Source organism: Salinibacterium sp. ZJ70 (genome assembly GCF_011751865.2).
In the GTDB taxonomy this organism is placed as follows: Bacteria; Actinomycetota; Actinomycetes; order Actinomycetales; family Microbacteriaceae; genus Homoserinibacter.
Genome location: NZ_CP061770.1, coordinates 992,623 through 1,017,255, shown reverse-complemented (window position 1 = coordinate 1,017,255; position 24,633 = coordinate 992,623). Strand labels below are relative to the sequence as shown.

Here is a 24,633-nt window from a genome sequence, read left to right as displayed (position 1 = left end):
GGGAACGGCGCTGTCGATCGGTCTGTTCGAGCTACTCCGAGGGCTGCTCCGTGGCCGTCGTCGGCGCACCGGCCGCCGACGACGCGCGACGCGAACGACGCGAACGGCCCTTGCCGGGCGCGGCGGGCTCGGGAAGCGCGTCGAGCACGGAGCCCAGCACCGCCTCCGCGTCGGCCACGGGACGCTTCTTCTCGCGGACGGGGGCGATCGGGATGTCGAGGATCTCGACCACCTGCTCGGCCCCGACCTCCGCCGACGGCGCCTCGGTGGACTCGGGAGCCGAGGCCTCGGGGACACCACCCACGAGCACGTCGGCCACGTCGTCAGTCGACACCTCATGGTGCACGGTCGAGGACGCGATCTTCGCGAGCGCGTTCTTCACGTCATCGGTGATCTCGTGCGTGCCCGTGACGCTCGGCTTCGCGGGCGTCTGCGCGGCGTTGCCGCCGCCTCCGTTGCCGTTACCGCCCTTGCCGCCGTTGCCGCCCTCGCCGTTGCCTCCGCGACCGCGGCGGCCGCGCGCCGAGCTCGACTGCTGCTCCTGCTGCTGGCCGCGGTGCTTGAACACCGGGTCGTGGTGGACGATGATGCCGCGACCGGCGCAGTGCTCGCAGTTCTCGCTGAACGACTCGAGCAGGCCGAGACCGAGCTTCTTGCGGGTCATCTGCACGAGTCCGAGCGAGGTGACCTCGGCCACCTGGTGCTTCGTGCGGTCGCGCGACAGGCACTCGACGAGACGACGCAGCACGAGGTCGCGGTTCGACTCGAGCACCATGTCGATGAAGTCGACGACGATGATGCCGCCGATGTCACGCAGACGCAGCTGGCGGACGATCTCCTCGGCCGCCTCCAGGTTGTTCTTGGTGACCGTCTCCTCGAGGTTTCCGCCGGATCCGACGAACTTGCCCGTGTTGACGTCGACGACGGTCATCGCCTCGGTGCGGTCGATGACGAGCGAGCCGCCGGAGGGCAGCCACACCTTGCGCTCGAGCGCCTTCTCGATCTGCTCCGAGATGCGGTACCGGTCGAAGCTGTCGACGTCGCCCTCGTAGCGCTCGACGCGGTCGAGCAGGTCGGGGGCGACCGCTGCGAGGTAGCGCTCGATCGTCGCCTGCGCGTCGTCGCCCGCGATGACGAGCTTCTGGAAGTCCTCGTTGAAGACATCGCGGATGATCTTGACGAGCAGGTCGGGCTCCGAGTGCAGCATGGCCGGGGCCTGCTGCGTCTCGACGGCGCGCTCGATCTCGGCCCACTGCGCCGTGAGGCGCTGCACGTCGAGCGTCAGCTGCTCCTCGGTGGCGCCTTCGGCCGCGGTGCGCACGATGACGCCCGCATCATCCGGGAGCACCTCCTTGAGGATCTTCTTGAGGCGCGCACGCTCGGTGTCGGGGAGCTTGCGGCTGATGCCGTTCATCGAGCCGCCGGGCACGTACACGAGGTAGCGGCCGGGCAGGCTGATCTGGCTCGTGAGGCGGGCACCCTTGTGTCCGACCGGGTCCTTCGTGACCTGCACGAGCACGCGATCGCCGGGCTTGAGCGCGAGCTCGATGCGGCGGGGCTGGTTCTTGGCGTCGCCTTCGGCGTTCGCCGCGGCGGCCTCCCAGTCGACCTCGCCCGAGTAGAGCACGGCGTTGCGGCCGCGACCGATGTCGACGAACGCGGCCTCCATGCTCGGCAGCACGTTCTGCACGCGACCGAGGTAGACGTTGCCGATGAGGCTCGCATCCGCGGCGCGCGCGACGTAGTGCTCGACGAGGACCCCGTCTTCGAGAACGCCGATCTGGATGCGGCCGAACTTGCTGCGCACGACCATGACGCGGTCGACGCTCTCGCGGCGCGCGAGGAACTCGGCCTCGGTGATCACGGGGCGGCGACGGCCGGCGTCGCGGCCATCGCGGCGGCGCTGCTTCTTGGCTTCGAGTCGCGTCGAACCCTTGACCTTCTGGGGTTCGGTGATGGGCTCCGGCTGCTTGCGCGGCTGGCGGACCTTCGTGACGACGTTCGGGGCGTCGTCACCCTCACGCGGGGCCTCTCCCGCACGGCGGCGGTTGCGGCGCCGCGGGGAACCGGCTGCTTCGGCGTCGGCATCGCTCGGGATGACCGGGACGCCGACCCCGGGGGGCGGGGGTGGCGGCGCCTGGAAGATCAGGGCGAACGGAGACGACGGCGTCGAGGTCGCGGGGGCGGCCTCCTCGCTGTCCGAGGTGTCGCTGTCCGAGGTGTCGGCATCCGAGGTCTCGCTCGCCTGCTCGGCGGTCGTCTCAGCATGCTCAGAGACCTGAGCGGTCTCCGCGGGGGTCTCGTCGGGCTCGGCGTCAGGCGCCTCGACCGGCTGCTCTGCGGCCGCCGACTCGAGGACCTCGGGCTGCTCAGCCACGGCCTTCTTGCGCAGGCGCCCGCGCTTGGGGAGCTTCAGCATCGGCTGCCGCCGCGGAGGCTGAGCGCCTGCGCCATCGGCTGAATCGGCGGAGCTTCGGTCGTCATGGGATTCATCGTTCTTCACCATCGCTGGTGCACTCCTCACCCTCAGCGGCCGCGCCTGCTGCGGGTACTCTCCTGCGGTTCCGCCGGGGCGGACCGCTAATCCTGGTCTGATTCGCGACCTCGCGATTCGCGGTAGGTCGCTCACGCTCTCTCACAGCGTCGGCTCTCTCACAGCACGGACGGAACTGGCTATCCATCTGGATGCGATACCCGACGCGGCGGGTGGTGCATCTCTTCGGCCCGGTATGCCCGGTCAAGCTTCTTGTGGGGTCGCCTTGAGACGACCTCGTCGATTATCGCATGGCGATCCGATTTGCGGCATTTACTTATCTACGGCGTGGGAGGATTCCGGCATGACCGCACCCGCCACAGCCGATCAGGCCCGTGTGGATGACCTCGACGACGACTTCGACGAGGAGCCCGCCACCACCACCGCGCGCACGCCGTGGGTGTTCGCCATCTGGCTCATCATCGCCGGCGCGATCGGCGAGCTCGCCGCCTTCTCGCTCACGATGGAGAAGATCCAGAAGCTCATCGATCCGGGCCAAGCCGCATCGTGCGACTTCAACGTGCTCCTGCAGTGCAGCGCGAACCTCGTGTCCTGGCAGGGCTCGGTGTTCGGATTCCCGAACCCGATCCTCGGGCTCGTCGGATGGATGGCGCCGATCGTCGTGGGCTTCGCGCTTCTCGCGGGCGCTCGCTTCGCGCGCTGGTTCTGGGTGCTCTTCACCCTCGGGATGACGTTCGCGATCTCGTTCGTCGTCTGGCTCATCAGCCAGTCGTTCTACGAGCTCGGCACGCTCTGCCCGTGGTGCTTCGTGACCTGGTCGGTCACGATCCCGACGTTCTTCGCCGTGCTGTTCCACGCGATCTCGATCGGCGCGTTCGGAGGCTCCGAGCGCGTGCGAGGCGTCGGCCGCAGCCTGAAGGTGTGGGTGGCCCCGATCACGATCGTCTGCCTCGGCATCATCATGCTCCTCGCCCAGCTCGAGCTGGACTTCTTCAACCGACTCTGACCCACCCGGCCACCGTCCTCACGACAGAGAGAATCAGGATCCGTCCGTGACCAACACACCCCGCCCCACCCGCAACGAGCAGCGCGAGCGAGCCCGTGAGGCCGCGCGCATCGCACGTGAGAAGGAGCAGAAGCGCAAGTCGCTGCTCAAGTGGCTCGTGCCCACCGTGGCATCGGTCGCGATCCTCGCGATCGTCGCCGGCGTCATCTGGGCCGTCATCGCGTTCCAGCCGCCGCCCAAGGCGGAGGCCGGTCCCGCGAACATGCTGAGCGACGGCTTCGTGCTCGAGGCGCAGGACGGCGAGCTCGCCTTCGTCGAGACGGAGGGAATCGCGAAGGGCGAATCGCCCGTTCCCACGACCCCGCAGGAGGGTCTGCTCAACATCGTCACCTACCTCGACTACAAGTGCCCGCACTGCAAGACGTTCGAGGACACCTACGGACCGACGATCGATTCCCTGGTGAAGGAGGGCGTCGCGACGCTCGAGATCCGCCCCGTCGCGATCATGGGCCCGCCCGCGGTGCGCGCCGCGAACGTCGCCGCCTGCGCCGCCGAGTACGCGCCCGAGAAGTTCGCCGACGTGAACCGTGGCCTCTTCGCCAACCAGGGTGTGAGCAGCACGAGCGGCTACATCGACATCCTCCGCGAGGCGGGCGTCGAGAGCGAGGACGCCGATGCATGCGTGCGCGGAGACAGCTTCTCGCCGTGGGTCGAGGCGGCCACCGCCCGCTCGGGCGTGCGCGGCACCCCCACGATCATCATCAACGGCACCCAGTGGGACGCGCAGGCTCAGCCTGACTTCACCGCGTTCCTCACGGACGAGCTGAGCAAGCTCAGCGCCGGCAGCTGATCCCGACCTGACGACGACGGGGCGGTCACCGCAAGGTGGCCGCCCCGTCGTCATGTCACGCCCGAAGGCGGCGGGTCACTCGAGCAGGTGGTCGCGCAGCCGCTGCTGCTCGGTCTCGCCGATGCCGAGGCCGTCGGCGAGGTAGCGCTCGATGGTGCCGTAGTGCTCGCGCACCGTCTCTAAGGCGGTGTCGAGGTAGGTGCGATCGACCCCGAGGACCGGCATCAGCCGCACCCGTTCGACGCCCGCTGCCTCGAATCGACGGATGAGCGGCTCGAGCGCAGGGATGAGCTGCTCGTTGGTGAGCAGATACTCGGCGTAGACGTCGCGCTTCTCGACCCCGAGGAGCGTCAGCAGGGAGGCAGTCGCCCAGCCGGTGCGGTCCTTGCCGGTCGTGCAGTGGTACAGCACGGCGCCGTCGGTGTCGAGCACCGCGCGCATGAACGCGCCGTACCCGGCGCGCGCGCTCGGGAGCAGGATCGATTCGCGATACGCCGAACGCAGCGCCTCCTCCGCCTGCCCCGACTCGAGGAACGCGGCAGCGGCCGCGGGGTCGGAGAAGAACGTCTTCAGCTGCGCGGGTGCGGAGAGCTGCGAATCGGCCAGAACATCCGCGACGATGACCTGCACACCCGGTGCCACCCGATCCGGCCGCGCCTCTCGCTCGGGCGCGGTGCGCAGATCGACGACCGTGCGGATCCCGAGGCGGGCGAGCACGGCGGAGTCGGACTCGTCGAGGCGATCGAGCGCCGTCGAGCGGTAGAGGAGCCCGCGGCGGACGCGGCGGCCGTCCGTGGTGGACCAGCCGCCGGCGTCGCGCAGGTTGGGGAGCGTCGCCAGCGCGATCGGCGCACCCGGGGTGTTCATCAGCTCGCGGGGAACCAGAGGGCGAGCTCGCGGGCGGCCGACTCGGGCGAGTCGGAGCCGTGCACGAGGTTCTGCTGCACCTTGAGGCCCCAGTCGCGACCGAGGTCGCCCCGGATGGTTCCGGGGGCGGCGGTCGTCGGGTCGGTGGTGCCGGCGAGCGAGCGGAAGCCCTCGATCACGCGGTTGCCGGCGACGCGCATCGCGACGACCGGTCCCGACTGCATGAACTCGACGAGCGGCTCGAAGAACGGCTTGCCCTCGTGCTCGGCGTAGTGGGCGGCGAGCAGGTCACGGTCGGGCTGCACGAGACGGACGTCGACGAGCTGGTATCCCTTGGCCTCGATGCGGCGCAGGATCTCGCCCGTGAGGCCGCGGGCCACACCGTCGGGCTTGACGAGGATGAGGGTTTCTTCGACAGCGGTCACGGGGTCTCTCCTTCGGTTGCGGGGGTTGCGGCCTTCTGCTGGGCGAGCCAGGCGGCCTTCTGGGCGTCGATCTGACGCCCCTTCGTGAAGCAGTACACCCACAGCGCGCCGAAGCCGGCGCCGAGGGCGAAGAGCATGGGCTCGAGGAAGCCCGTGAGGATGATGACGACCTGGATGACGGCACCAGCCCATACGGCCCAGGTGTGCCGCTGCAGGCCCGCGAGCATCACGACGATGAGGAACAGGATGCCGCCGTAGACGAACGCCATCCAGTCGGGGCTGAACTTGTCGAGCCCGAACATGACGAGCGTGGCGAAGAACACCAGGCACGCCTCGAGCACGAGGACGATCTGCAGGAGCGACTCGGTCAGCGAACGCTCGCGCCGAGTGCGGGGCGCGCGGCTCACTTCCATCCGCCGTCCTCGGCAAGGTCCATGACCTCGCCCACGAGAGTGATCGATCCGGTTACGACGACCGCACGACGCGGCGACTCCGATGCCCAGGAGCGCGCGGCATCGAGGGCGTCGACGACGTCGGGCTGCACGGTGACATTCGCCGGGTCGACCTCGAGGCGCACGATGTCGGCGAGCTCGTCGGCGGGGATCGCCCGCTCGGACTGCGACTGGGTGACGATCACCACGGTGCTCATCGACGCGACCTCCGCGATGATGCCGCGCGCGTCCTTGTCGGCGAGCACGCCGATGACGAGAGCGATCTCATCGAAGTCGAAGTACGCCTCCGTCGCCGCAGCGAGGGCCGCGGCACCGTGCGGGTTGTGGGCGGCGTCGACGAGCACGCTGGGCTCGATGCCGACGAGCTGCAGGCGACCGGGCGACGTGACCTGACCGAAGGCCTCGGCCACGACATCCTGGCCGAGAGCGAGAGTGCCGTCGCCGAGGAACGACTCGACCGCGGCGATCGCGACGGCCGCGTTCTGCGCCTGGTGGTCGCCATAGAGCGGCAGGAACACGCCGTCGTAGCGTCCGGCGCGGCCGCGGATGTCGACGAGCTGACCGCCGACGGCGACCGTCGTCGACTCGAGCGCGAAGTCGACGCGCTCGATGCTCATGTGCGCCTCGTTCTGCAGCGCCGACGCGCGGATCTCGTCGAGGGCCTCGATCGGCTGGATCGCGGACACCACGTTCGCGGTGGGCTTGATGATGCCGGCCTTGGTGCGCGCGATCTCGGCGACGGACGACCCGAGCTTCGACGTGTGGTCGAGGGCGATCGGCGTGAACACCGCCACCTGTCCATCGGCGACATTCGTGGAATCCCACTCGCCGCCCATGCCCACCTCGAGCACGACGACGTCGACGGGCGCATCCGCGAAGCACGCGAAGGCGAGCACGGTGAGCGCCTCGAAGAACGTGAGGGTCTCCTCGCCGTTGGCGACGAGCTCCGCGTCGACCATGAGCAGGTAGGGCTGGATGTCGTCCCAGTTGCGCGCGAACGCCTCATCCGAGATCGGCTCGCCGTCGATGATGATGCGCTCGTTGACGCGGCGCAGGTGAGGGCTGGTCATGAGCCCCGTGCGCAGACCCGAGGCGCGCAGGAGCGACTCGATCATCCGGCTCGTCGAGGACTTGCCGTTCGTTCCCGTGATGTGGATGACGGGCGCTGCGCGGTGCACGTCGCCGAGCAGCTCGACGGCGCGGCGGGTCGGCTCCAGGCGCGGCTGCGGGAACGACTCCCCCACACGTGCGAGCAGTTCGTCGTAGGCGGCGTCGGCGGCCGCTCGGGCGTCCTCGTCGAAGACGAAGTCGTCATCATCGTCGGAGATCATGCTCGCTCCAGCTCGATCGTGACCGCGGATGCGTCGCCGACCGGCGTCGCCCCGTTCTCAGCCTGACGCGCCTCGAGGCTCGTCGCAAGGGTCTCCCCCGCGATGAGCTCCCGGTGCGCCTCGACGGCCGCGACCGCGGCCGCGTCGCCCGAGAGGGTGAGCGCGATGCGGTCGGAGACCTCGAGTCCGGCATCCTTGCGAGCCTGCTGCACGGCGCGCACGACGTCGCGCGCGAGGCCTTCGGCGGCGAGCTCGGGCGTCACGGTCGTGTCGAGCACGACGAAGCCGCCCGAGGGCAGGAACGCGATCGCGCTCGCCGCGTCGGCGACCGTCAGCTCGAGCTCGTACTCGGCCGCCTGCAGCTCGACGCCGCCCGCGACCACGACATCGCCGTCGACCGACCAGTCGCCCGCCTTGGCGGCCTGGATGACGCGCTGCACGTCCTTGCCGATGCGCGGGCCCAGGGCGCGCGCGTTGACCGTGAGTCGGCGCGAGATGCCGTAGTCCTCGAGGCTCGACTCGCCGAGCTCGACGAGCTCGACCGCCTTGACGTTGAGCTCGTCGCGCACGATGTCGGCGAAGCCCGCGAGGGCATCCGAATCCGGCGAGACGACGGTGAGGCCGGCGAGCGGCAGACGCACGCGGAGGCTGCGGGCCTTGCGCTGCGCGTTGCCGGCGGAGGCGATCTCGCGCACGCGGTCCATGGTGCGCACGAGCTCGGTGTCGACGGGGAACTCGGCGGCATCCGGCCAGTCGGTCAGGTGCACGCTGCGTCCGCCGGTGAGGCCGCGCCACACCTCCTCGCTCACGAGCGGGAGGAGCGGAGCCGCGAGGCGAGTGAGCGTCTCGAGCACCGTGTAGAGGGTGTCGAACGCGTCACGATCGGTGCCGTCCCAGAAGCGGTCGCGGCTGCGGCGCACGTACCAGTTGGTGAGCACGTCGGCGAAATCGCGCAGAGCCTCCGCTGCACCGGGGGTGTCGAAGTCCTCGAGGCACGCGGTGACGTCGCCGATGAGGTCGCGCGTCTTGGCGAGCAGGTAGCGGTCCAGCGGATGCGCCGAGTCGGTGCGCCAGCGCGCCTCGACCTCTGCGGAGTTCGCGTAGAGGGTGAAGAAGTAGTAGCTCGACCACAGCGGCAGCATGAGCTCGCGCACACCCTGACGGATGCCCTCCTCGGTGACGACGAGGTTGCCGCCGCGGATCACCGAGCTCGAGAGCAGGAACCAGCGCATCGCATCCGCGCCGTCTCGATCGAAGACCTCGGAGACGTCGGGGTAGTTGCGCAGCGACTTCGACATCTTCTGGCCGTCGTTGCCGAGCACGATGCCGTGGCTGAGCACGTTCGTGAACGCCGGACGGTCGAAGAGCGCCGTCGAGAGCACGTGCAGCGTGTAGAACCAGCCGCGCGTCTGCCCGATGTACTCGACGATGAAGTCGGCGGGGCTGTGCGAGTCGAACCATTCGCGGTTCTCGAACGGGTAGTGCACCTGCGCGAACGGCATCGAGCCGGAGTCGAACCACACGTCGAGCACGTCTTCGATGCGGCGCATCGTCGACTGACCCGTCGGGTCGTCGGGGTTCGGACGCGTCAGGTCGTCGATGTAGGGACGGTGCAGGTTCGGCTGGCCGTTCTCGTCGAGCGGCAGGCGGCCGAAGTCGCGCTCGAGCTCCTCGAGCGATCCGTAGACGTCGATGCGCGGGTACTCGGGGTCATCCGACTTCCACACCGGGATGGGGCTGCCGAAGTAGCGGTTGCGGCTGATCGACCAGTCGCGCGCGTTCGCGAGCCACTTGCCGAACTGGCCGTCCTTGACGTTCTCGGGCACCCAGTTGATCTGCTGGTTGAGCGCGCCCATGCGGTCGCGGAACTCGGGCACGCGCACGAACCAGCTCGACACCGCCTTGTAGATGAGCGGCTGACGGCAGCGCCAGCAGTGCGGGTAGCTGTGCTCGTAGCTGCGCTGCTGCAGCAGGCGCTTCTCGGCACGGAGCTTCTGGGTGAGCGGCTTGTTGGCTTCGTCCCAGCGCTCGCCTGCGACATCCGTCACGGCCGCGAGGAAGCGGCCCGCGTCGTCGAGCGAGAGCACGGTGGGGATGCCGGCCTGGGCGCAGACGATCTGGTCGTCCTCACCGTAGGCGGGAGCCTGGTGCACGATGCCGGTTCCCTCGCCGGTGGCGACGTAGTCGGCCACGAGGATGTGGAACGCGTGGGGGCCGTACTCCTCGACGTAGTAGTCGAAGAGGCGGTCGTAGGCGACGCCGTCGAGCTCGGCACCGCGGTAGCGGCGAGGCTCGATGGCTTCGCGCAGCTCATCGGCGCTCGCGTAGCCGAGGTCTTTCGCGTAGGCGGCGACGGTGTCGGCGGCGAGCAGGTAGCGTGCCGCTCCCCCTTCGGATCCGTCCGCGGCACCCGCGGGGCCCGCGGGCACGACGACGTACTCGACCTCGGGTCCGACCGCGAGTGCGGCGTTCGTGGGGAGCGTCCACGGGGTCGTCGTCCAGGCGAGCGCGTTGACGGCCGTGAGGCCGAGTGCCTCTGCCTTCTCGCCGACGAGCGGGAAGGTCACCGTGACCGACTGGTCCTGACGCATCTTGTAGACGTCGTCGTCCATCCGCAGCTCGTGGTTCGACAGCGGCGTCTCGTCGTTCCAGCAGTACGGCAGCACGCGGAAGCCCTCGTAGGCGAGGCCCTTGTCGTGCAGCTGCTTGAACGCCCAGATGACCGACTCCATGAAGGTCACGTCGAGCGTCTTGTAGTCGTTCTCGAAGTCCACCCAGCGGGCCTGGCGGGTGACGTAGTCCTCCCACTCCTGGGTGTAGCGCAGCACCGATTCACGCGCCTTCGCGTTGAAGGTGCCGATGCCCATCTCGTCGATCTCGGCCTTCGTCGTGATGCCGAGCTGGCGCATGGCCTCGAGCTCGGCAGGAAGACCGTGGGTGTCCCAGCCGAAGCGACGGTGCACCTGCTTGCCGCGCATCGTCTGGAACCGCGGGAAGACGTCCTTCGCGTAGCCGGTGAGCAGGTGCCCGTAGTGCGGCAGGCCGTTGGCGAACGGCGGGCCGTCGTAGAACACCCACTCGGTGCAGCCTTCGCGCTGGTCGATCGACGCCTGGAAGGTGCCGTCGCCCTTCCAGAAGGCGAGGATCCCCTTCTCGATGTCGGGGAAGCGCGGTGAGGCGGGAACGCCGTCGGTGCTCTCGTGGCGGGGATAGCTCATGTGGTCCGTCCGTCTGGGTCGCTCGGATGCTCTCCACGAGGACGACGGATGCCGCGGTACCACCTCGCTTGCCGCCTCTCAGAGAGACGACCGCTCGTTGACGCGATGACGGGCGCACCCGCTCGGTTCTACTGGGCCGTGGGCGTGAGGCTTGCGGGCTGTTCTTCCGAGGACTCCCCGGTGATGGCCGGATCGATGTCGTTGCCGCTCAGTCTAGCGCGATCCGCCCGCCTCACGGGTGCGTCGGATGTGACTGCGCGCGTGGGCGACCGCGCTCGGCAGGTCGTCGAAGAGGTGGTTCTCGTGGCGCAGCGCGCGGATCACGCCGACGCGCTCGGCGAGCTCCATGTGCTGGGGCGGGATGCCCTTCACGAGCACGGTGATGCCGCGTCTCTCGAGGGCGGTGATGAGCTCGGTGATGACCTGGGCGCCGGTCGCGTCGATGAGCTGCAGCTGCGACATGCGCACGATCACGACCTCGACGTCGCGCAGCTCGGAGATCCGCTCGAGCATGCGCTCCGCGGCACCGAAGAACAGTGCGCCTTCGAGGCGGAACAGCGCGATGCGCTCATCTCCCGGCTCGACGGCCCCCGGGAGTTCCTCCCGGTGCACGCCGCTCGTCGCCGCGAGCGCCCGCAGCGCGAAAAAGGCGGCGATCGCGATCCCGATGAGCACCGCGTAGATGAGGTCGACGCTCACGGTGATGAGCGCGGTGATGACGAACACGGTCGCCGCCGAGGGGGACGAGGTGACGACGGCGCGCACGGCACGAGGGCCGACCATCCGCACCGCCGTCACCATGAGCACGCCCGCGAGGGCTGCGAGCGGGATGTGCGCGACGACGGCGGAGCCGACGAGCACGACCACGAGCAGCAGCACACCGTGGGTGATCGACGCGACGCGCGTGCGCGCCCCCGCGCGCACATTGACAGCGGTGCGGGCGATCGCGCCCGTCGCCGGCATGCCCCCGAAGAATCCGGCGACGATCGACGCGAGCCCCTGCCCTACGAGCTCGCGGTCGGCGTCGTAGGGGCCCGTGTCGGCCATCGTCGCGGCGACGCGGGCGGAGAGCAGCGACTCGATCGCGGCGAGCGCGGCGATCGCCGCAGCAGGGCCGACGAGCTGGCTGAAGATCGCCGGGTCGACCGTGGGCACCTGCGGCATCGGCAGGCCGGTGGGCAGCTCGCCGATCGTGGCGACGGGGATGCCGAGCGCCCACACGCCGACACCCGCGATCGCGATCGCGATGAGCGATCCGGGAAAGCGCGGGTGGATGCGGGGCGAGATGAGCATCACGAGCACCACGAGGGCGACGATGCCGAGAGACCAGCCGAGCTCCGGCCACGAGATGCCCGCGAACGACTGCACCGCCGCGATGACGGGATTGGTGCTCTCCCCCGGCTCGCTCCCGAGGGCGGTCGGCACCTGCTGCAGGAAGATGATGATCGCGATCCCGAGGGTGAAGCCCTCGATGACGGGCCACGGGATGTAGGTGACGGCGCGGCCGAGCCGCAGCACCCCCGCAAGCAGCACGATGACCCCGGCGAGCAGACACAGGATGCCGAGCACGCCGACTCCGTGAGCGGCGATGATGGGCGCGAGCACCACGACCATCGCACCCGTCGGGCCGGAGACCTGCACGTTCGATCCCCCGAAGACGGCGCCGACGATGCCCGCGAGGATCGCGGTGATGAGCCCGGCTTCGGCTCCCGCACCGGAGGTGACACCGAACGCGAGAGCGAGCGGCAGCGCGACGATGCCGACCGTCACGCCCGCGAGAACATCGACGCGCCACGTGGAGCGGAGTCCGGCGTAGTCGGAGGCGCGTGGCGCGAGACGACGCGCGGCGGCGAGGCTTCGGGCGACGACGCCCGGTGCACCCCCGGCCGGCGTGCTCACGAGACGCGCTCGGGGATCGCCGGGAGCCCATCGCGTTCGCCGAGGTGCTCGCGGGTGGTCTCGAGGATCGCGCCGAGAAGCGCGCGGGACACCCGCAGCAGATCGGCGACCTCGGGGTAGGCCAGACGGTAGAACACCTGATTGCCGCGGCGTTCGGCGAGCACGAGCCGGTTGCGGCGCAGCACCGCGAGGTGCTGGGACAGGTGCGAGGCCTCGAGCTCGGTTGCCGCGAGGATCTCGGAGACGGGGGCCTCAGGGGTGGCCGCGAGCACTTCGAGGATCCGGATGCGGATCGGGTGCGCGAGCCCGCGGAAGAGCCCCGCCTTCACGTCATACAGCGGACGATTCGGATCGTTCGGCATGCCGGGCCCCTCATGGTTTCACGACTTGATGAATCCATCATATTGCGGTCGGCGACGGCGCACGGCGTCCGCCCTCCGGGCGGGCGCGGCAGCCCCCGACGGCACCGCGGGCGTGGGTGAGAGTCGTCTCACACAGGCGCCTCGGCTCTCTCGGTCGGGCAGGATGGTGACATGGAGAGGACTGCGCGGGTCGTCGTGGCTGCTGTCGCAGGCGCCGCATTCCTGACGGGCGCCGTGGCAGCGGCGTACGCGCTCACCCCGCGCGACATCCCCGGCGAGGCTGTCGACATCACGCCGATCGTGCTCGAGACTCCAGCCGCGCCCGCTCTGCAGCCGCCTGCATCCGATGTCTCTCCAGAACCAGCTGCCCCGCCGCCCGTGCCTCCGGCTCCCGCGCCGCAGATCGACGACGGCGATGACGACGACGAGATCGACGACGAGGAGATCGACGACAATGAGCTCGACGACGACTCATGAGCTCGACCACGACTGACGACCTCGCTCTGCTGCATGCGGTCGCCGAAACCGCTGGCCTGCATCTCGTGTCGGCGAACCGGGTCTCCGCGGAGGCGACCGCCGGCGGCATCACGGTCGGCTTCGAGGCGACACTCGGCGACGACACCGGCGGTGAGATCCGCCGCCTGATCTACGTCGAGACCGCCCCGACGGACCACGACCGCGATGGTGTGCTCCGGTTCCGCGATGACGACGGCGACGAGCGCGCCGTGTGGGTATACCCGAACGATCCGGCGCTGCCAGCGCTCGCAGACGCCGTCGTTCCCGCCCGCGCAACGACACTGCTGCGGGAGGTGGCCGAGCTCGAGCTCGATGCGAACGCTCTCGAGCTCGAGGTACTCGCCTACCGACCCGGGAAGCGCGCTGTCGTGCGGTGCCGTGCCGGTGACACGACCGTGTATCTGAAGGTGGTGCACCCGGACGTCGCGCGCACGCTCGCCGAACGGCACGGCGCCTGGCGCTCGCGCGGCGTGCCCGTGCCCCGCGCGTACGGGTGGAGCCCGCGGGGCGTCATCGCCCTCGAGCAGGCCGCCGGCGCTCCCGCGCTCGACGCCCTCACGACGGCGACCGACCCCGCCGACCCCGAGAGGCTGCTGGATGCCATCGATCGGGCGAGGGAGCTCGTGGCCCGACTCGTAGACACCCCCGACACGGCGATCGGGTCCACCCCAGCTCGCGCCTCTCTTGCGCGGCGCATCTCCTGGTATGCGCGCCGAGTGCGGCGCCTCGCGCCCGAACTCGGCGATCGACTCGGAGCGCTCACGACGCGCATCGAAGACGCTGTCCGAGGCGCGACCTCCTCGGTCACCATCCACGGGGATCTGCACCTCGGGCAGGTCTTCGTCCACCCACACGACCCAGCAACTGTCACGTCGCTGATCGACATCGACACCGCGGGGATCGGCGATCCAGCCGATGACGACGCCGCACTCTGGGCGCACCTGATCGCATCAGCCCGCTTCGCACGAGACCGCGGTGACACCGAGCGAGCACGGACCGCCGAGGTGCTGGCCGCCCATGCCCGGACCCGATGGGCGGCAGGGCCGGACACCGCGTACACCGCCCGCGTCGCCGCGATCGCCGCCACCCATCTGCTCGGGCACGCACTCACCGAGGTGCTGACGCCTGCAGAGGCGGTGCAGATCGCCGAGGAGCTGCTCGCCGATCCCGAAGATGAGAATCGTCTCAGCAAGACCTCCTGAACGTCTCATGCACTCTCACGAAAGTCGTATTGAGGCGATCGCGATGATCACCTCGACGAACAAGGAGAGACAACATGGACGCCCGTAAGAAGTGGACCGCCATCGGCGCAGCATCAGCCCTCGGCCTGGGCCTGACCGGATTCGGCGCGGTCGCGGCGAACGCGGATCGCGCCGACGTGAAGCCCGCGAACCTTCCCGGCATCAGCACCGGCTCGGTCACAAACGGTGCGCAGATCGGCAGCGCCGCCACCTCGGCCTCGATCGACCTCGGCACGGTCGCGTCCGTCACGAGCGATGCAAGCGCTGCGTCGGCCCCCTCGCCGGCTTCCCCTGCGACCCCCGCCTCCCCGGCGAGCCCTGCGTCCCCCGTGAGCCCCGCGTCCCCTGTGAGCCCTGCCAGCCCCGCCTCGCCCGCGAGCCCCGCAAGCGTCGCTTCGGTCGACTGAGCCGCAGCATGATGCCCCCGACCACGAAGGTCGGGGGCATCATGCTGTCACGGGCGCACTACGGGCGGGCGCGCACAGCGCAGAGGAGACAACGCGCGTCAGAGGTCGGAACGCCGCGGCGTCAGAGCAGCCGGTAGCCGACGCCTCGCACGGTCTCGATCCGCTCAGCACCGATCTTCCCGCGCAGATAACGCACGTACACGTCGACGACGTTGCTGCCGGGGTCGAAGTCGTAACCCCACACCCGGCTCAGCAGCTGCTCGCGCGTGAGCACCTGATCCGGGTGGCGCAGGAACTCCTCCGCGAGCGCGAACTCCCGAGCCGAGAGCTCCACCTGCGTGCCGCCGACGTGCGCGCGGCGCGTGTGCAGGTCGACGCTCAGGTCGCCGCGCGTGAGCGCCTGGGTCACCTGACCACCCTGGTCGCGCAGGGTGCGCCGCACGCGGGCGAGCAGCTCGTCGAACATGAACGGCTTCCCGATGTAGTCGTTGGCACCCCCGTCGAGTCCGGCCACGGTGTCGGCGGTCGAGGTGCGCGCGGTGAGCATGATGATCGGAACAGACGAACCTGCCGCGCGCGCACGCTGCAGCACCTCGAACCCGTCGATGCCGGGAAGCCCCACATCGAGGATGACCAGGTCGAGGTCGCCGGCACGGATCGCCTCCAGCGCAAGACGGCCGTCGGCGACCGCCGTCACTCCGTATCCCACCGCCTTCAACCCTTTTTGAACGAAGCGGGCGATTCCCGGTTCGTCCTCGGCGATCAGAATGCGACTCATGGGGCCTCCGTGTCGGATGCGGGGGCTGCGCCCGATGTGAGCGGCAGCACGATGCTGAAGGTGGAGCCGGCGCTCGACGATGCGAGGCTCACCCGGCCCCCGTGGGTTTCGGCGATGGCTTTCACGATCGGCAGCCCGAGCCCCGATCCGGCGATTCCGCGGCCGGTGTCGACGCGGCCGAAGCGCTCGAAGATGCGCGCTTCGGACCCGGCGGGGATGCCAGCACCCTCGTCCGCCACCCAGCACTCGACGGTGTCGTCGCGGCGGGTGCTGCCGATGCGGATGGGCGATCCCGGAGGCGAATACTTCGCGGCGTTGTCGGCGAGCTGCAACCATGCCTGCGTGATGCGGCGCGGATCCACGCTCACGACAACGTCGGCGGATTCGCCGAGGATCCAGTCGTGGCCGGGCATCACGGACGCTTTGCGGTGCACCGCCTCGGTGAGAGCGGCGATGTCGGTGGGTTCGAGACGCGGGCGATCCTCGGGCACCTCGGCAAGCAGCTCGATCCGGTCGACGAGACCCGCCATACGGTCGAGTTCGCCGATCGAGAGGGTGCGCGTATAGGCGACCTCCTCGGTGTCGTGCGGGTCGAGCAGCTCGAGGTGGCCGCGCACGATCGTGATGGGCGTCTTCAGTTCGTGCCGCACATCGTCGAGCAGTCGCCGCTGAGCGGTGAGCGACCCTTCGAGTCGATCGAACATGCCGTTCACGGTGCGGGTGAGTTGGGAGATATCGTCGTCGCCGGTGACCGGCAGGCGTTCGGAGATGTCGCTCACGGTGATGCGCGATGCCGCCTCGCGCAGGGCGCGCAGCGGGCGCAGCAGACGCCCAGCGACGAACCACCCGACGACGCCCACGAGCGCGGTCGCGCCGAGCGCGAGCCACGCGTAGGTGCGGAATGCTGAGTTGAGCTCTGCGAGCGACGCGGGCAGATCGACTGCGGTGATGTAGACGCCGGTGCTCGGATCTCCGCCGACTGCGACGGGGGCGGCGATGTAGCGCACATGCCCGAGCACCGAAGACACGCTCGTGCCGATCCTCACCGTGTCGTCGCTCACCTCAGCGGCGATCCGCTCCATGAGGGCGGGGTCGTCTTCGAGGTGGAAGGCGATCTCGACGGGCGGCAGATAGGCGGGGCGGCCGTCGAGGAGCGCAAGCGCGCTCTCGTGCGGTCCGGGCACGACCCGCTGCATGATCCACTCGATCGCAATGTGCGTGCTCGCGGGGCTCGCGGTTCCGGGACTCACGGGCACGGCCGTCGCGCCCGCTTCGGCGGTGGTCGCCCCGGTCACGGCGGTGCGCGCGGACTCCACGCGGGCATAGAGGCGTTCGTCGATGTCCGCGAGGACTCCGGCACGCTGGGTGAGATACGCGATTCCACCCGCGAGGGCGAGCGCGACGCCGGTGACGACGACGATCACGACGAGGATGTGGGTGCGCACCGACCATCCCGGTCGTTCACGCGCGGCATTCGTCGTCACAGAACCATTTTCGACTGTCGGACAGCATGATGTGCTGCGCGTGAGAGCACTCTCACCGCGAGGGACGAGCGAGGGACGATCTGGCGCGGCTTCCCGAGCGGCGGGACACCCGGCACGGCCCCTAGCTCTCCGTCGTGCGATCGGGCGAGTCGGTCTCGGGCGCGGGCCGCGCGACATAGGCGGCAAGCAGGGCAGCACCCGTGCGGGCCCCGTCGACCGTCACCGTGAAGCGGCGGCCGTCGTGGCGCTCGACCTCGATCGCCTCGCCAGCGCGCGCGATGGCGCCGAAGCTGCGGCCCGGCGCCCAGCGCCATCCGAAGCCGCCGAACTCCCCCACCGGCTCGACCTCGACCGTCTCCACTCGGGCGATCTCATCGGGTCGGATGCGCACCGCGGGCCAGCCGAGCGGGCGCGAGGAGACGGTGAGCCCCGAGGCGTCCACACGCACGCGCCATGCGAGGCTCGTGCACGCCCCGGCGATGAGCATCACGGGGAGCACGAGCGCCACCGCGCCGGCCCCCCGCGTGGCGACCACCGCGATGACCCCCGCGGCGAGCGCGAACAGCACTGCGCTCGCGATCGCGATGACGGCTCCCGTCGACACCCGCACCGAGGCGATCCACACACCGCGCTCGCCCGGGGCGAGGTCGAGCGGCTCGGCCTCGACGACATCCATGCGCCCCGCGTGCGCGGGCGGCAGTGCGAACCATCCCGCGATTCCGAGGAGCGCGCCTCCGGCGAACCCGGCGAGCATCCAGGGCGTGATGCCGCCGGCCTCTGCGCCCTCCTCGAGCCCTCGCTGCATGCCGAAGGTCGCTGTGGTGATGGTCGAGATGAGCACGGCCATGAACAGCGAGGTGGAGACGAGCATCTTGTGCGTGTTCGTGAGCCCTCCGCGGCCCCCTGTCACGAGCATGATGCTGAACATCGCCGGGAGCCCGATCGCGAGCAGCGCCGCCAGCAGGATCGCGCCGGCCGGGGATGCGAAGCCGTCGGGGCGATCTTCGACGCCCCAGTGGATCGCGATCGGATCCGGAACCTCACCGAGCCACACGAGCTGCAGCGCGACTCCGGTGAGCCCGATGACGAGCGGGAGGATGACGCCGAGGATCCAGACGACGGGCGGAAGCGGCACACGGCGTGCGGCGGTCATGCGGGGTACTCCTCGCGGATGAGAGAGATGAGCGTCTGGGCTCCGACGCCCTGCTCGCGAGCGGCGGCGACCAGTGCGCGCACGCTCTCGACGATGGCGCCCGCGTCGACGGCGGCCTCGGTGATCACCGCGCCACGGCCCCGACGCAGGTCGACGAGCCCTTCGTCGCGGAGGACCTGATAGGCGCGCAGCACGGTATGGATGTTCACCTGGAGGGCGTCGGCGAGTTCGCGGGCTGGCGGAAGCCGATCGCCCGGGGTGAGCATTCCCCGGGAGGCATCGGCACGCACGGAGGCCGCGATCTGGTCGTAGATCGCGACGTCGGACGCCGGGTCGATGCGGATGAGCACGACGTCATCCTAATTGTTCTAGTCCGACTATCACAAAGGCTCACGGCTGGGTGCTCGACCGCACCCAGAACCCCGACCTAGGATGTGCGCACCGACGACCACTGGATCCGTACCACCCCATCCGTCACGGAGCACACGATGAGCGACGACACCCCCACGCAGGGCCACCCCGACGGGCGCACACCCGAGCCCCAGCACACCCCGCAGCCGGCGCCCGCCGACGTGCCCACGGAGCTGTTCCCGCAGCCGGGAGGTCCATCCGGCGACGCACCCACGGAACGCTACCCACAGACGGGTGACCCGGCGCCGACCGAGCGCATGCCCGATCCCTTCGCCGGAGACACCCCGACGCGCGTGCTACCCGAATCCGCGCGGCCGGTGCCGCACGCCTACTCCACCCCATCCGCGGGACGCATCGCCACCGCGCCCCCGACCACCGCCTACGCCCCCGAGCCGTCTGCCCCCACCCCCGAGGAGCCGGCGAAGCGCACCAAAGGGCTCCTGATCACGCTCATCGTGCTCTCCGTCATCCTGCTGGCCGCCCTCATCGCGCTCATCGTGTGGCTCCTGGCACCCGACGGCGACCAGGCGCCCGGACCCGACACCGGTGCAAGCCAGTCGCCAGCGCCCGAGCCCGCCGAATCCGACGACGACGCGGACTCCGACCCGGGCGCTGCGGAGCCCGAGCCCACCGCTCCTGCCCCGCCGCCCGGGCCCGCGCCGGGCACCGTGCTGAGCTTCACGGCATCGGCGAGCGCGGTCTCCTGCCCCGAGGGGGTGAGCGTGGTGCCCGTCGAATTCGAGTGGAGGACGACCGGCGACAGCGTGACGTTCGCGATCGGCACGCCCGAAGCCGAGACGGACCCCTACGCGACAGGGCTCGACCCGAACGGCTCGATCAGCGTCGACTACCCGTGCGGCACCGACGACGGCGAACAGCTCTACTCGATCGCGGCGTACTCCGGGGACGACGTCGTCGGACGCGGCGACGTGACCCTCTGGGATGAGTGACCCCGCGCGCCGGTAAGATCGGGAGGTCACCCACACTCAGGCACCCCGTGACGCGGTGCCGCACATATCGAACCGGAGCAGCACGCCGATGACCCACGCCATTCCCGAGAAGCCCGCCCTCGAAGGGCTCGAGACCAAGTGGCGCGACACCTGGGAATCGGAAGGCACCTTCCGCTTCGATCGCGCCGCTGCGCTGAGCGCCGGCAAGGACTGCGTGTTCTCCGTCGACACGCCCCCGCCGACCGCATCCGGCAGCCTCCACATCGGCCACGTGTTCAGCTACACGCACATGGACCTCGTCGCGCGCTACCAGCGCATGCGCGGCAAGCACCTCTTCTTCCCGATGGGCTGGGATGACAACGGCCTCCCCACCGAGCGCCGCGTGCAGAACTACTACGGGGTGCGCTGCGACCCGACGCTCCCCTACGTCGAGGGCTTCGTGCCCCCGCACGAGGGCGGCGAGGGCACCTCGATCAAGGCGGCCGACCAGGTGCCGATCTCGCGCCGCAACTTCGTGGAGCTGTGCGAGAAGCTCACGATCGAGGATGAGAAGCAGTTCGAGGAGCTGTGGCGCACCCTCGGCCTCTCGGTCGACTGGTCGCTCACCTACCGCACCATCGGCGATGAGGCGCAGCGCGTCGCGCAGCGCGCCTTCCTGCGCAACCTCGCCCGCGGCGAGGCGTACCAGGCTGACGCCCCGACGCTGTGGGATGTCACGTTCCGCACCGCGGTCGCCCAGGCCGAGCTCGAAGACAAGGACCAGCCCGCGGCCTACCACCGCGTGAGCTTCCACAAGCAGGGCGGCGGCACCATCGAGATCGAGACGACGCGCCCCGAGCTGCTCGCCGCGTGCGTCGCGCTCGTCGCGCACCCGGATGACGAGCGCTACCAGCCCTACTTCGGCACCACCGTCACGACGCCCGTCTTCGGCGTCGAGGTGCCCGTGCTCGCCCACCACCTCGCCCAGAAGGACAAGGGATCCGGCATCGCCATGATCTGCACCTTCGGCGATGTGACCGACGTCGTGTGGTGGCGCGAACTCGACCTGCCGAACCGCGCGATCATCGGCTTCGACGGACGCATCCTGCCCGAGTCGCCCGCCGCCGACCTCTTCACCGAAGCCGGCAAGGCCGCCTACGCGGAGCTCGTGGGCAAGACCGTGTTCAGCGCCAAGGCGCGCATGGTCGAGCTGCTGCAGGAGTCGGGCGACCTCATCGGCGAGCCGAAGAAGATCACCCACCCCGTCAAGTTCTTCGAGAAGGGCGACAAGCCGCTCGAGATCGTCTCGACCCGCCAGTGGTACATCGCCAACGGCGCCCGCGACGAGAAGCTCAAGGCGCGCCTGCTCGCCTCGGGCGAGGAGCTGCAGTTCCACCCCGACTTCATGCGCGTGCGCTACGAGAACTGGGTCGGCGGCCTCACGGGCGACTGGCTCATCTCGCGACAGCGCTTCTTCGGCGTGCCGATCCCGGTGTGGTACCCGCTGGATGAGAACGGCGAGGCGCTGCGCGAGCAGCCCATCGTGCCGAGCGAGGACATGCTCCCCGTCGACCCCTCCTCGGATGCCGCCCCCGGCTTCGACGAGTCCCAGCGCGGCGTGCCCGGTGGCTTCATCGGCGAGCTCGACATCATGGACACCTGGGCCACCTCCAGCCTCACCCCGCAGATCGCGGGCGGCTGGGAGACCGACCCCGAGCTCTTCGACCTCGTGTTCCCGTACGCACTGCGCTCGCAGGGCCAGGACATCATCCGCACCTGGCTCTTCACGACGCTGCTGCGCGCGCAGCTCGAGCACGGGCAGACGCCGTGGAAGCACGCGGCCATCTCGGGCTTCATCGTCGACCCCGACCGCAAGAAGATGTCGAAGTCGAAGGGCAACGTCGTGACCCCGCAGGGTCTGCTCGAAGACCACGGCTCCGACGCTGTGCGCTACTGGGCCGCCTCGTCGCGTCTCGGCACGGATGCGGCGTTCGATCCGCAGAACCCGAAGCAGATCAAGATCGGCCGCCGCCTCGCGATCAAGGTGCTCAACGCCGCCAAGTTCGTCTACGGATTCCCGTACACCGACGGCGCGGAGGTCACCGAGCCGCTCGACATCGACATGCTCGCCGAGCTGGCCCGCGTGGTCGAGCAGGCGACGCGCGCCTACGACGAGTTCGATCACGCGCGCGCCCTCGAGGTCACGGAGCAGTTCTTCTGGACTTTCTGCGACGACTACCTCGAGCTCGTCAAGGAGCGCGCCTACACGGGCGAGGGCGCCGGCCAGGCGTCGGCCGTCGCGGCGCTGCGTCGCGCGATCGACGTCATGCTGCGCCTGCTCGCGCCCGTTCTGCCGTTCGCCACCGAGGAGGTGTGGCGCTGGACGCACGACGACTCGGTGCACACCGCCGCCTGGCCGACGGTCGCGGAGCTCGGTGTCGACGGCAGCCCGCGCGGCCTCCTGCCCGCCGTCTCGGCGGCGCTCATCGGCATCCGCCGCGCGAAGACGGATGCGAAGGCCTCGCAGAAGACCGAGGTGCTCTCGGCGACGCTCGCCGGGCCCGCCCTCCTCGCCGAAGCCGCGGGCGACCTGCAGGCCGTGGGCCGCATCCAGCGCCTCGACCTCGTGGAGGCCGCCGAGGTGCAGGTGACCGACATCCAGCTCGCGGAGCAGCCCGAGGTGTAGACCATGAGGGCGGCGATCGTCGAAGCGCTCTGCGCCGCGATGATCGCCGCCCTTCTGTCTGCCTGCACGCCGGGCGGCCTCTACGGCCCCGTCGGCGACCCCTACCCGGAGGGGGCCGTCGCGACGATCCCGGCCGCGCATCCGCAGGCCCAGCTGCGCTGCCCACTCGAGGCGGCCTTCCTCTACGATCCGCAGGAGCTGCCGCTCGACGAGATCGATGCCGCGTACATCTGCACGGCGACCCCGTGGTCACCCGACCCGCAGGGCCGACCCCGCACCATGCAGCACATCGACGGCGTGCCGCTCACCGCACTCCCGCACCTGCTCGAGACCTTCCTCGCCCCGGATGCCGCCGCAGCACGCCCGTGCGACGAGGACTCCCCCGAGCCCCTCATCGTGTGGTTGCATCATGAGGGCGGGATCACCCCCGTCCGGGCCCCCGCGGACACCTGTCGACGCCCGCTCACCGCAGCCGCCGCGGCGTTCGACCACCTGCCCCGCACACGCCTCGCCTCGGCGAGCGAGACCGAAGGACTCACCGACTGATGACCACCACCATCCGCCCGCCCCTTCCCGCCGACGAGGCACGCTGGCGCGAGCTGTTCCGCGCCTACGGCGAGTTCTACGAGACCCAGTTCGGCGACGACGTGCTCGACCGCGTGTGGGCGCTGCTCACGACCGAGGGATCGGGCATCGACGCCCTCCTCGCGGAGCGCGACGGCGAGGTCGTGGGGTTCGCGCACTTCCGGTCGTTCCCCGACACGTTCACGGGCGGACGCGACTGGTTCCTCGACGATCTGTTCGTCGATCCCGAGGTGCGCGGCACGGGCGCGGGCCGCGCGCTCATCGAGGCGATCGTCGAACGCGCGCACACCTCGGGTGCGCCGGCGACGCTGCGGTGGATCACCGCGGAGTCGAACACCACTGCGCAGGCGCTCTACGACCGGATCGCGACGCGCACATCATGGGTGACCTACGAGAAGAGATTCTGATGCAGCTGGGCACACGCTGGAGCGTCGGCGACGAGCCGCCCGCTCGCCTGCCCGCCGACATGGTCGAGGCAGTCCGCGCTGTCGAGGCGGAGGTGTCCGACATCGACACGAGCGCCTGGCGCTGGACTCTCACGTTCCTCGAGGGGCGCCCCGTGGCGGAGCTCGACGACGGCACCGTGCTGCGCATGGCGCACGATGGCACCATCCAGCGCGAGCAGCTCGACTGAGCCGGTGCTCGGCCCGAGTGTCTGCGGACGCGGGAGGTTCGCGTCTGGCGCAGAGCTCATTCCGGGGTCAGCGCACGTGCAGCAGTGCGAGCTCCGCGGCGCTTGCACGCCGTTCGTTGGCGATGTGGTTCTCGTAGCGACGCAGGCGCACCTCGCGGGGCGGGAGCGCGGCGCGGCGCTCACCCCAGCGTTCCAGTGCGCGACCGAGCCGGACCGCCAGCGCCGGCACACCGCGGAGGGTGTGCGGACAGTCGGGTCGGAGGGAATCGGGGGTGTAGGTGAGGATCATGAGGTGGTGGTCTCCGGAGTCGGGGCTGGCTGGGGCCTCACGAGCCCGTCGATGAGCGCGAAGACGTCTACGTTGACCTGCACCGGGCGTGCACCCGGGACGTCCTGTTCGCGGTACTGCGCGGCGTAGCGGTCGGTGATCGCCCCGAGCTCGGAGACGAGCTCCTGCGTCTGCTCGCGGGTGAGCTGCAGGTTGACGGTGCTCACCGTGCCGGCCTCGTCCCAGTCGGGTTCGAGCATCTGCTCGCCGCGCGCGACGTAGGTCTCGAGGCGGCTGGCGCGCGTGCGGAACCACTCCGAGGTCACGAGGGCGGACGCCGCCTTCTCGGCGGGACCGGCGTCGCCCTGGGCGTGCAGCTCGATCGACTGCGGGACGCGCTTCCACCAGCGCTCGCGCCCGTTGCCGCGTGCCTCGTCTTCCACGACGAAGCCGTGGCGGGCCAGCTGACGCAGGTGGTAGCTCGTGGCCCCGCTCGACTCACCCAGCCGCTCGGCGAGGGCGCTCGCGGTCGAGGGACCGTAGGCGCTGAGCTCGTCGAGCAGGCGCACGCGCAGCGGGTGGGCGAGGCCCTGGAGGCTGCGCATGGCGTCGGGGTCGGTGGGAGGCGGGGTCACGA

24 protein-coding genes are annotated in these 24,633 nt (G+C 70.1%); 10 read left to right on the top strand and 14 right to left on the bottom strand.

Translation table 11 applies throughout. The features are described from left to right. Positions 1–31: 31 nt before the first annotated feature. Positions 32–2,419, bottom strand: coding sequence for an Rne/Rng family ribonuclease (locus HCR12_RS04865; protein ID WP_473964514.1), 2,388 nt, complete (start codon positions 2,417–2,419; stop codon positions 32–34). 418 nt (positions 2,420–2,837) lie between these two features. Between HCR12_RS04865 and HCR12_RS04860 the strand changes: the two genes are divergently transcribed. Then, on the top strand, positions 2,838–3,500 hold the full coding sequence (locus tag HCR12_RS04860) for a vitamin K epoxide reductase family protein (RefSeq protein ID WP_166869405.1): 663 nt from the start codon (positions 2,838–2,840) through the stop codon (positions 3,498–3,500). A 46-nt stretch (positions 3,501–3,546) separates the two neighbouring features. After that, positions 3,547–4,350, top strand: a complete 804-nt coding sequence (locus tag HCR12_RS04855) for a DsbA family protein (protein ID WP_166869406.1) — start codon at positions 3,547–3,549, stop codon at positions 4,348–4,350. Positions 4,351–4,425: 75 nt separating this feature from the next. Here HCR12_RS04855 and HCR12_RS04850 read toward each other — a convergent pair whose 3' ends face one another. The 7 genes from HCR12_RS04850 to HCR12_RS04820 form a co-directional block, all read right to left on the bottom strand. Next, complete coding sequence (locus HCR12_RS04850) at positions 4,426–5,217, bottom strand: tyrosine-protein phosphatase (protein WP_166869407.1); 792 nt, start codon at positions 5,215–5,217, stop codon at positions 4,426–4,428. Continuing rightward, complete coding sequence (gene ndk, locus HCR12_RS04845) at positions 5,217–5,642, bottom strand: nucleoside-diphosphate kinase (RefSeq protein ID WP_166869408.1); 426 nt, start codon at positions 5,640–5,642, stop codon at positions 5,217–5,219. The genes HCR12_RS04850 and ndk overlap by 1 nt, the downstream gene beginning before the upstream one ends. After that, a complete protein-coding gene (locus HCR12_RS04840) occupies positions 5,639–6,055 on the bottom strand; it encodes a DUF4233 domain-containing protein (protein WP_224763679.1) in 417 nt (138 codons plus the stop codon). Before HCR12_RS04840 ends, ndk begins: the two co-directional genes overlap by 4 nt. Continuing rightward, a complete protein-coding gene (locus HCR12_RS04835; RefSeq protein WP_166869409.1) occupies positions 6,046–7,425 on the bottom strand; it encodes a bifunctional folylpolyglutamate synthase/dihydrofolate synthase in 1,380 nt (459 codons plus the stop codon). Before HCR12_RS04835 ends, HCR12_RS04840 begins: the two co-directional genes overlap by 10 nt. Further along, the gene (gene ileS / locus HCR12_RS04830) at positions 7,422–10,643 is read right to left on the bottom strand and encodes an isoleucine--tRNA ligase (protein WP_166869410.1); all 3,222 of its coding nucleotides are present in this window, start codon (positions 10,641–10,643) and stop codon (positions 7,422–7,424) included. The genes HCR12_RS04835 and ileS overlap by 4 nt, the downstream gene beginning before the upstream one ends. A 213-nt stretch (positions 10,644–10,856) precedes the next feature. Continuing rightward, a complete protein-coding gene (locus tag HCR12_RS04825; RefSeq protein ID WP_166869411.1) occupies positions 10,857–12,542 on the bottom strand; it encodes a SulP family inorganic anion transporter in 1,686 nt (561 codons plus the stop codon). Further along, positions 12,539–12,904, bottom strand: a complete 366-nt coding sequence (locus HCR12_RS04820; RefSeq protein ID WP_166869412.1) for an ArsR/SmtB family transcription factor — start codon at positions 12,902–12,904, stop codon at positions 12,539–12,541. The genes HCR12_RS04825 and HCR12_RS04820 overlap by 4 nt, the downstream gene beginning before the upstream one ends. A 171-nt stretch (positions 12,905–13,075) precedes the next feature. Between HCR12_RS04820 and HCR12_RS04815 the strand changes: the two genes are divergently transcribed. The 3 genes from HCR12_RS04815 to HCR12_RS04805 all read left to right on the top strand — a co-directional run bounded on the left by HCR12_RS04815 (position 13,076) and on the right by HCR12_RS04805 (position 15,068). Beyond that, positions 13,076–13,381 (top strand): hypothetical protein, encoded by a 306-nt coding sequence (locus HCR12_RS04815; RefSeq protein WP_166869060.1) that lies wholly within the window; start codon positions 13,076–13,078, stop codon positions 13,379–13,381. After that, positions 13,378–14,622, top strand: coding sequence for a phosphotransferase family protein (locus HCR12_RS04810; RefSeq protein WP_166869413.1), 1,245 nt, complete (start codon positions 13,378–13,380; stop codon positions 14,620–14,622). Before HCR12_RS04815 ends, HCR12_RS04810 begins: the two co-directional genes overlap by 4 nt. Before the next feature lie 74 nt (positions 14,623–14,696). Further along, entirely contained in the window at positions 14,697–15,068 is a 372-nt protein-coding gene (locus tag HCR12_RS04805) for a hypothetical protein (protein ID WP_166869414.1), read from the top strand. A 121-nt stretch (positions 15,069–15,189) separates the two neighbouring features. On the opposite strand, the gene HCR12_RS04800 is transcribed toward HCR12_RS04805, so the two are convergent. The 4 genes from HCR12_RS04800 to HCR12_RS04785 all read right to left on the bottom strand — a co-directional run bounded on the left by HCR12_RS04800 (position 15,190) and on the right by HCR12_RS04785 (position 18,833). Continuing rightward, a complete protein-coding gene (locus HCR12_RS04800; RefSeq protein WP_166869415.1) occupies positions 15,190–15,846 on the bottom strand; it encodes a response regulator transcription factor in 657 nt (218 codons plus the stop codon). Then, positions 15,843–17,330 carry a sensor histidine kinase gene (locus HCR12_RS04795; protein WP_166869416.1) on the bottom strand — a complete coding sequence of 496 codons (1,488 nt, stop codon included), beginning with the start codon at positions 17,328–17,330 and terminating at the stop codon, positions 15,843–15,845. Before HCR12_RS04795 ends, HCR12_RS04800 begins: the two co-directional genes overlap by 4 nt. A gap of 121 nt (positions 17,331–17,451) precedes the next feature. Beyond that, a complete protein-coding gene (locus HCR12_RS04790; protein WP_166869417.1) occupies positions 17,452–18,483 on the bottom strand; it encodes a DUF1648 domain-containing protein in 1,032 nt (343 codons plus the stop codon). Beyond that, the gene (locus HCR12_RS04785) at positions 18,480–18,833 is read right to left on the bottom strand and encodes a GntR family transcriptional regulator (protein WP_166869418.1); all 354 of its coding nucleotides are present in this window, start codon (positions 18,831–18,833) and stop codon (positions 18,480–18,482) included. Before HCR12_RS04785 ends, HCR12_RS04790 begins: the two co-directional genes overlap by 4 nt. A gap of 138 nt (positions 18,834–18,971) precedes the next feature. Here HCR12_RS04785 and HCR12_RS04780 point away from each other — a divergent pair, with 138 nt between their 5' ends. The 5 genes from HCR12_RS04780 (at position 18,972) to HCR12_RS04760 (ending at position 23,728) form a co-directional block, all read left to right on the top strand. Then, complete coding sequence (locus tag HCR12_RS04780; RefSeq protein ID WP_166869419.1) at positions 18,972–19,844, top strand: hypothetical protein; 873 nt, start codon at positions 18,972–18,974, stop codon at positions 19,842–19,844. Positions 19,845–19,932: 88 nt separating this feature from the next. Continuing rightward, a complete protein-coding gene (gene valS / locus HCR12_RS04775) occupies positions 19,933–22,509 on the top strand; it encodes a valine--tRNA ligase (RefSeq protein WP_166869420.1) in 2,577 nt (858 codons plus the stop codon). Positions 22,510–22,512: 3 nt separating this feature from the next. Further along, a complete protein-coding gene (locus HCR12_RS04770; protein ID WP_166869421.1) occupies positions 22,513–23,055 on the top strand; it encodes a hypothetical protein in 543 nt (180 codons plus the stop codon). Then, complete coding sequence (locus tag HCR12_RS04765) at positions 23,055–23,501, top strand: GNAT family N-acetyltransferase (protein ID WP_166869422.1); 447 nt, start codon at positions 23,055–23,057, stop codon at positions 23,499–23,501. The genes HCR12_RS04770 and HCR12_RS04765 overlap by 1 nt, the downstream gene beginning before the upstream one ends. Next, positions 23,501–23,728 carry a hypothetical protein gene (locus HCR12_RS04760; protein ID WP_166869423.1) on the top strand — a complete coding sequence of 76 codons (228 nt, stop codon included), beginning with the start codon at positions 23,501–23,503 and terminating at the stop codon, positions 23,726–23,728. Before HCR12_RS04765 ends, HCR12_RS04760 begins: the two co-directional genes overlap by 1 nt. 67 nt (positions 23,729–23,795) lie before the next feature. Here the strand turns inward: HCR12_RS04760 and HCR12_RS04755 are convergent, their stop codons facing one another. Continuing rightward, positions 23,796–24,017, bottom strand: a complete 222-nt coding sequence (locus HCR12_RS04755; protein WP_166869424.1) for a hypothetical protein — start codon at positions 24,015–24,017, stop codon at positions 23,796–23,798. Next, on the bottom strand, positions 24,014–24,631 hold the full coding sequence (locus HCR12_RS04750; protein WP_166869425.1) for an ArsR/SmtB family transcription factor: 618 nt from the start codon (positions 24,629–24,631) through the stop codon (positions 24,014–24,016). The genes HCR12_RS04755 and HCR12_RS04750 overlap by 4 nt, the downstream gene beginning before the upstream one ends. Between the last annotated feature and the right edge of the window lie 2 nt (positions 24,632–24,633).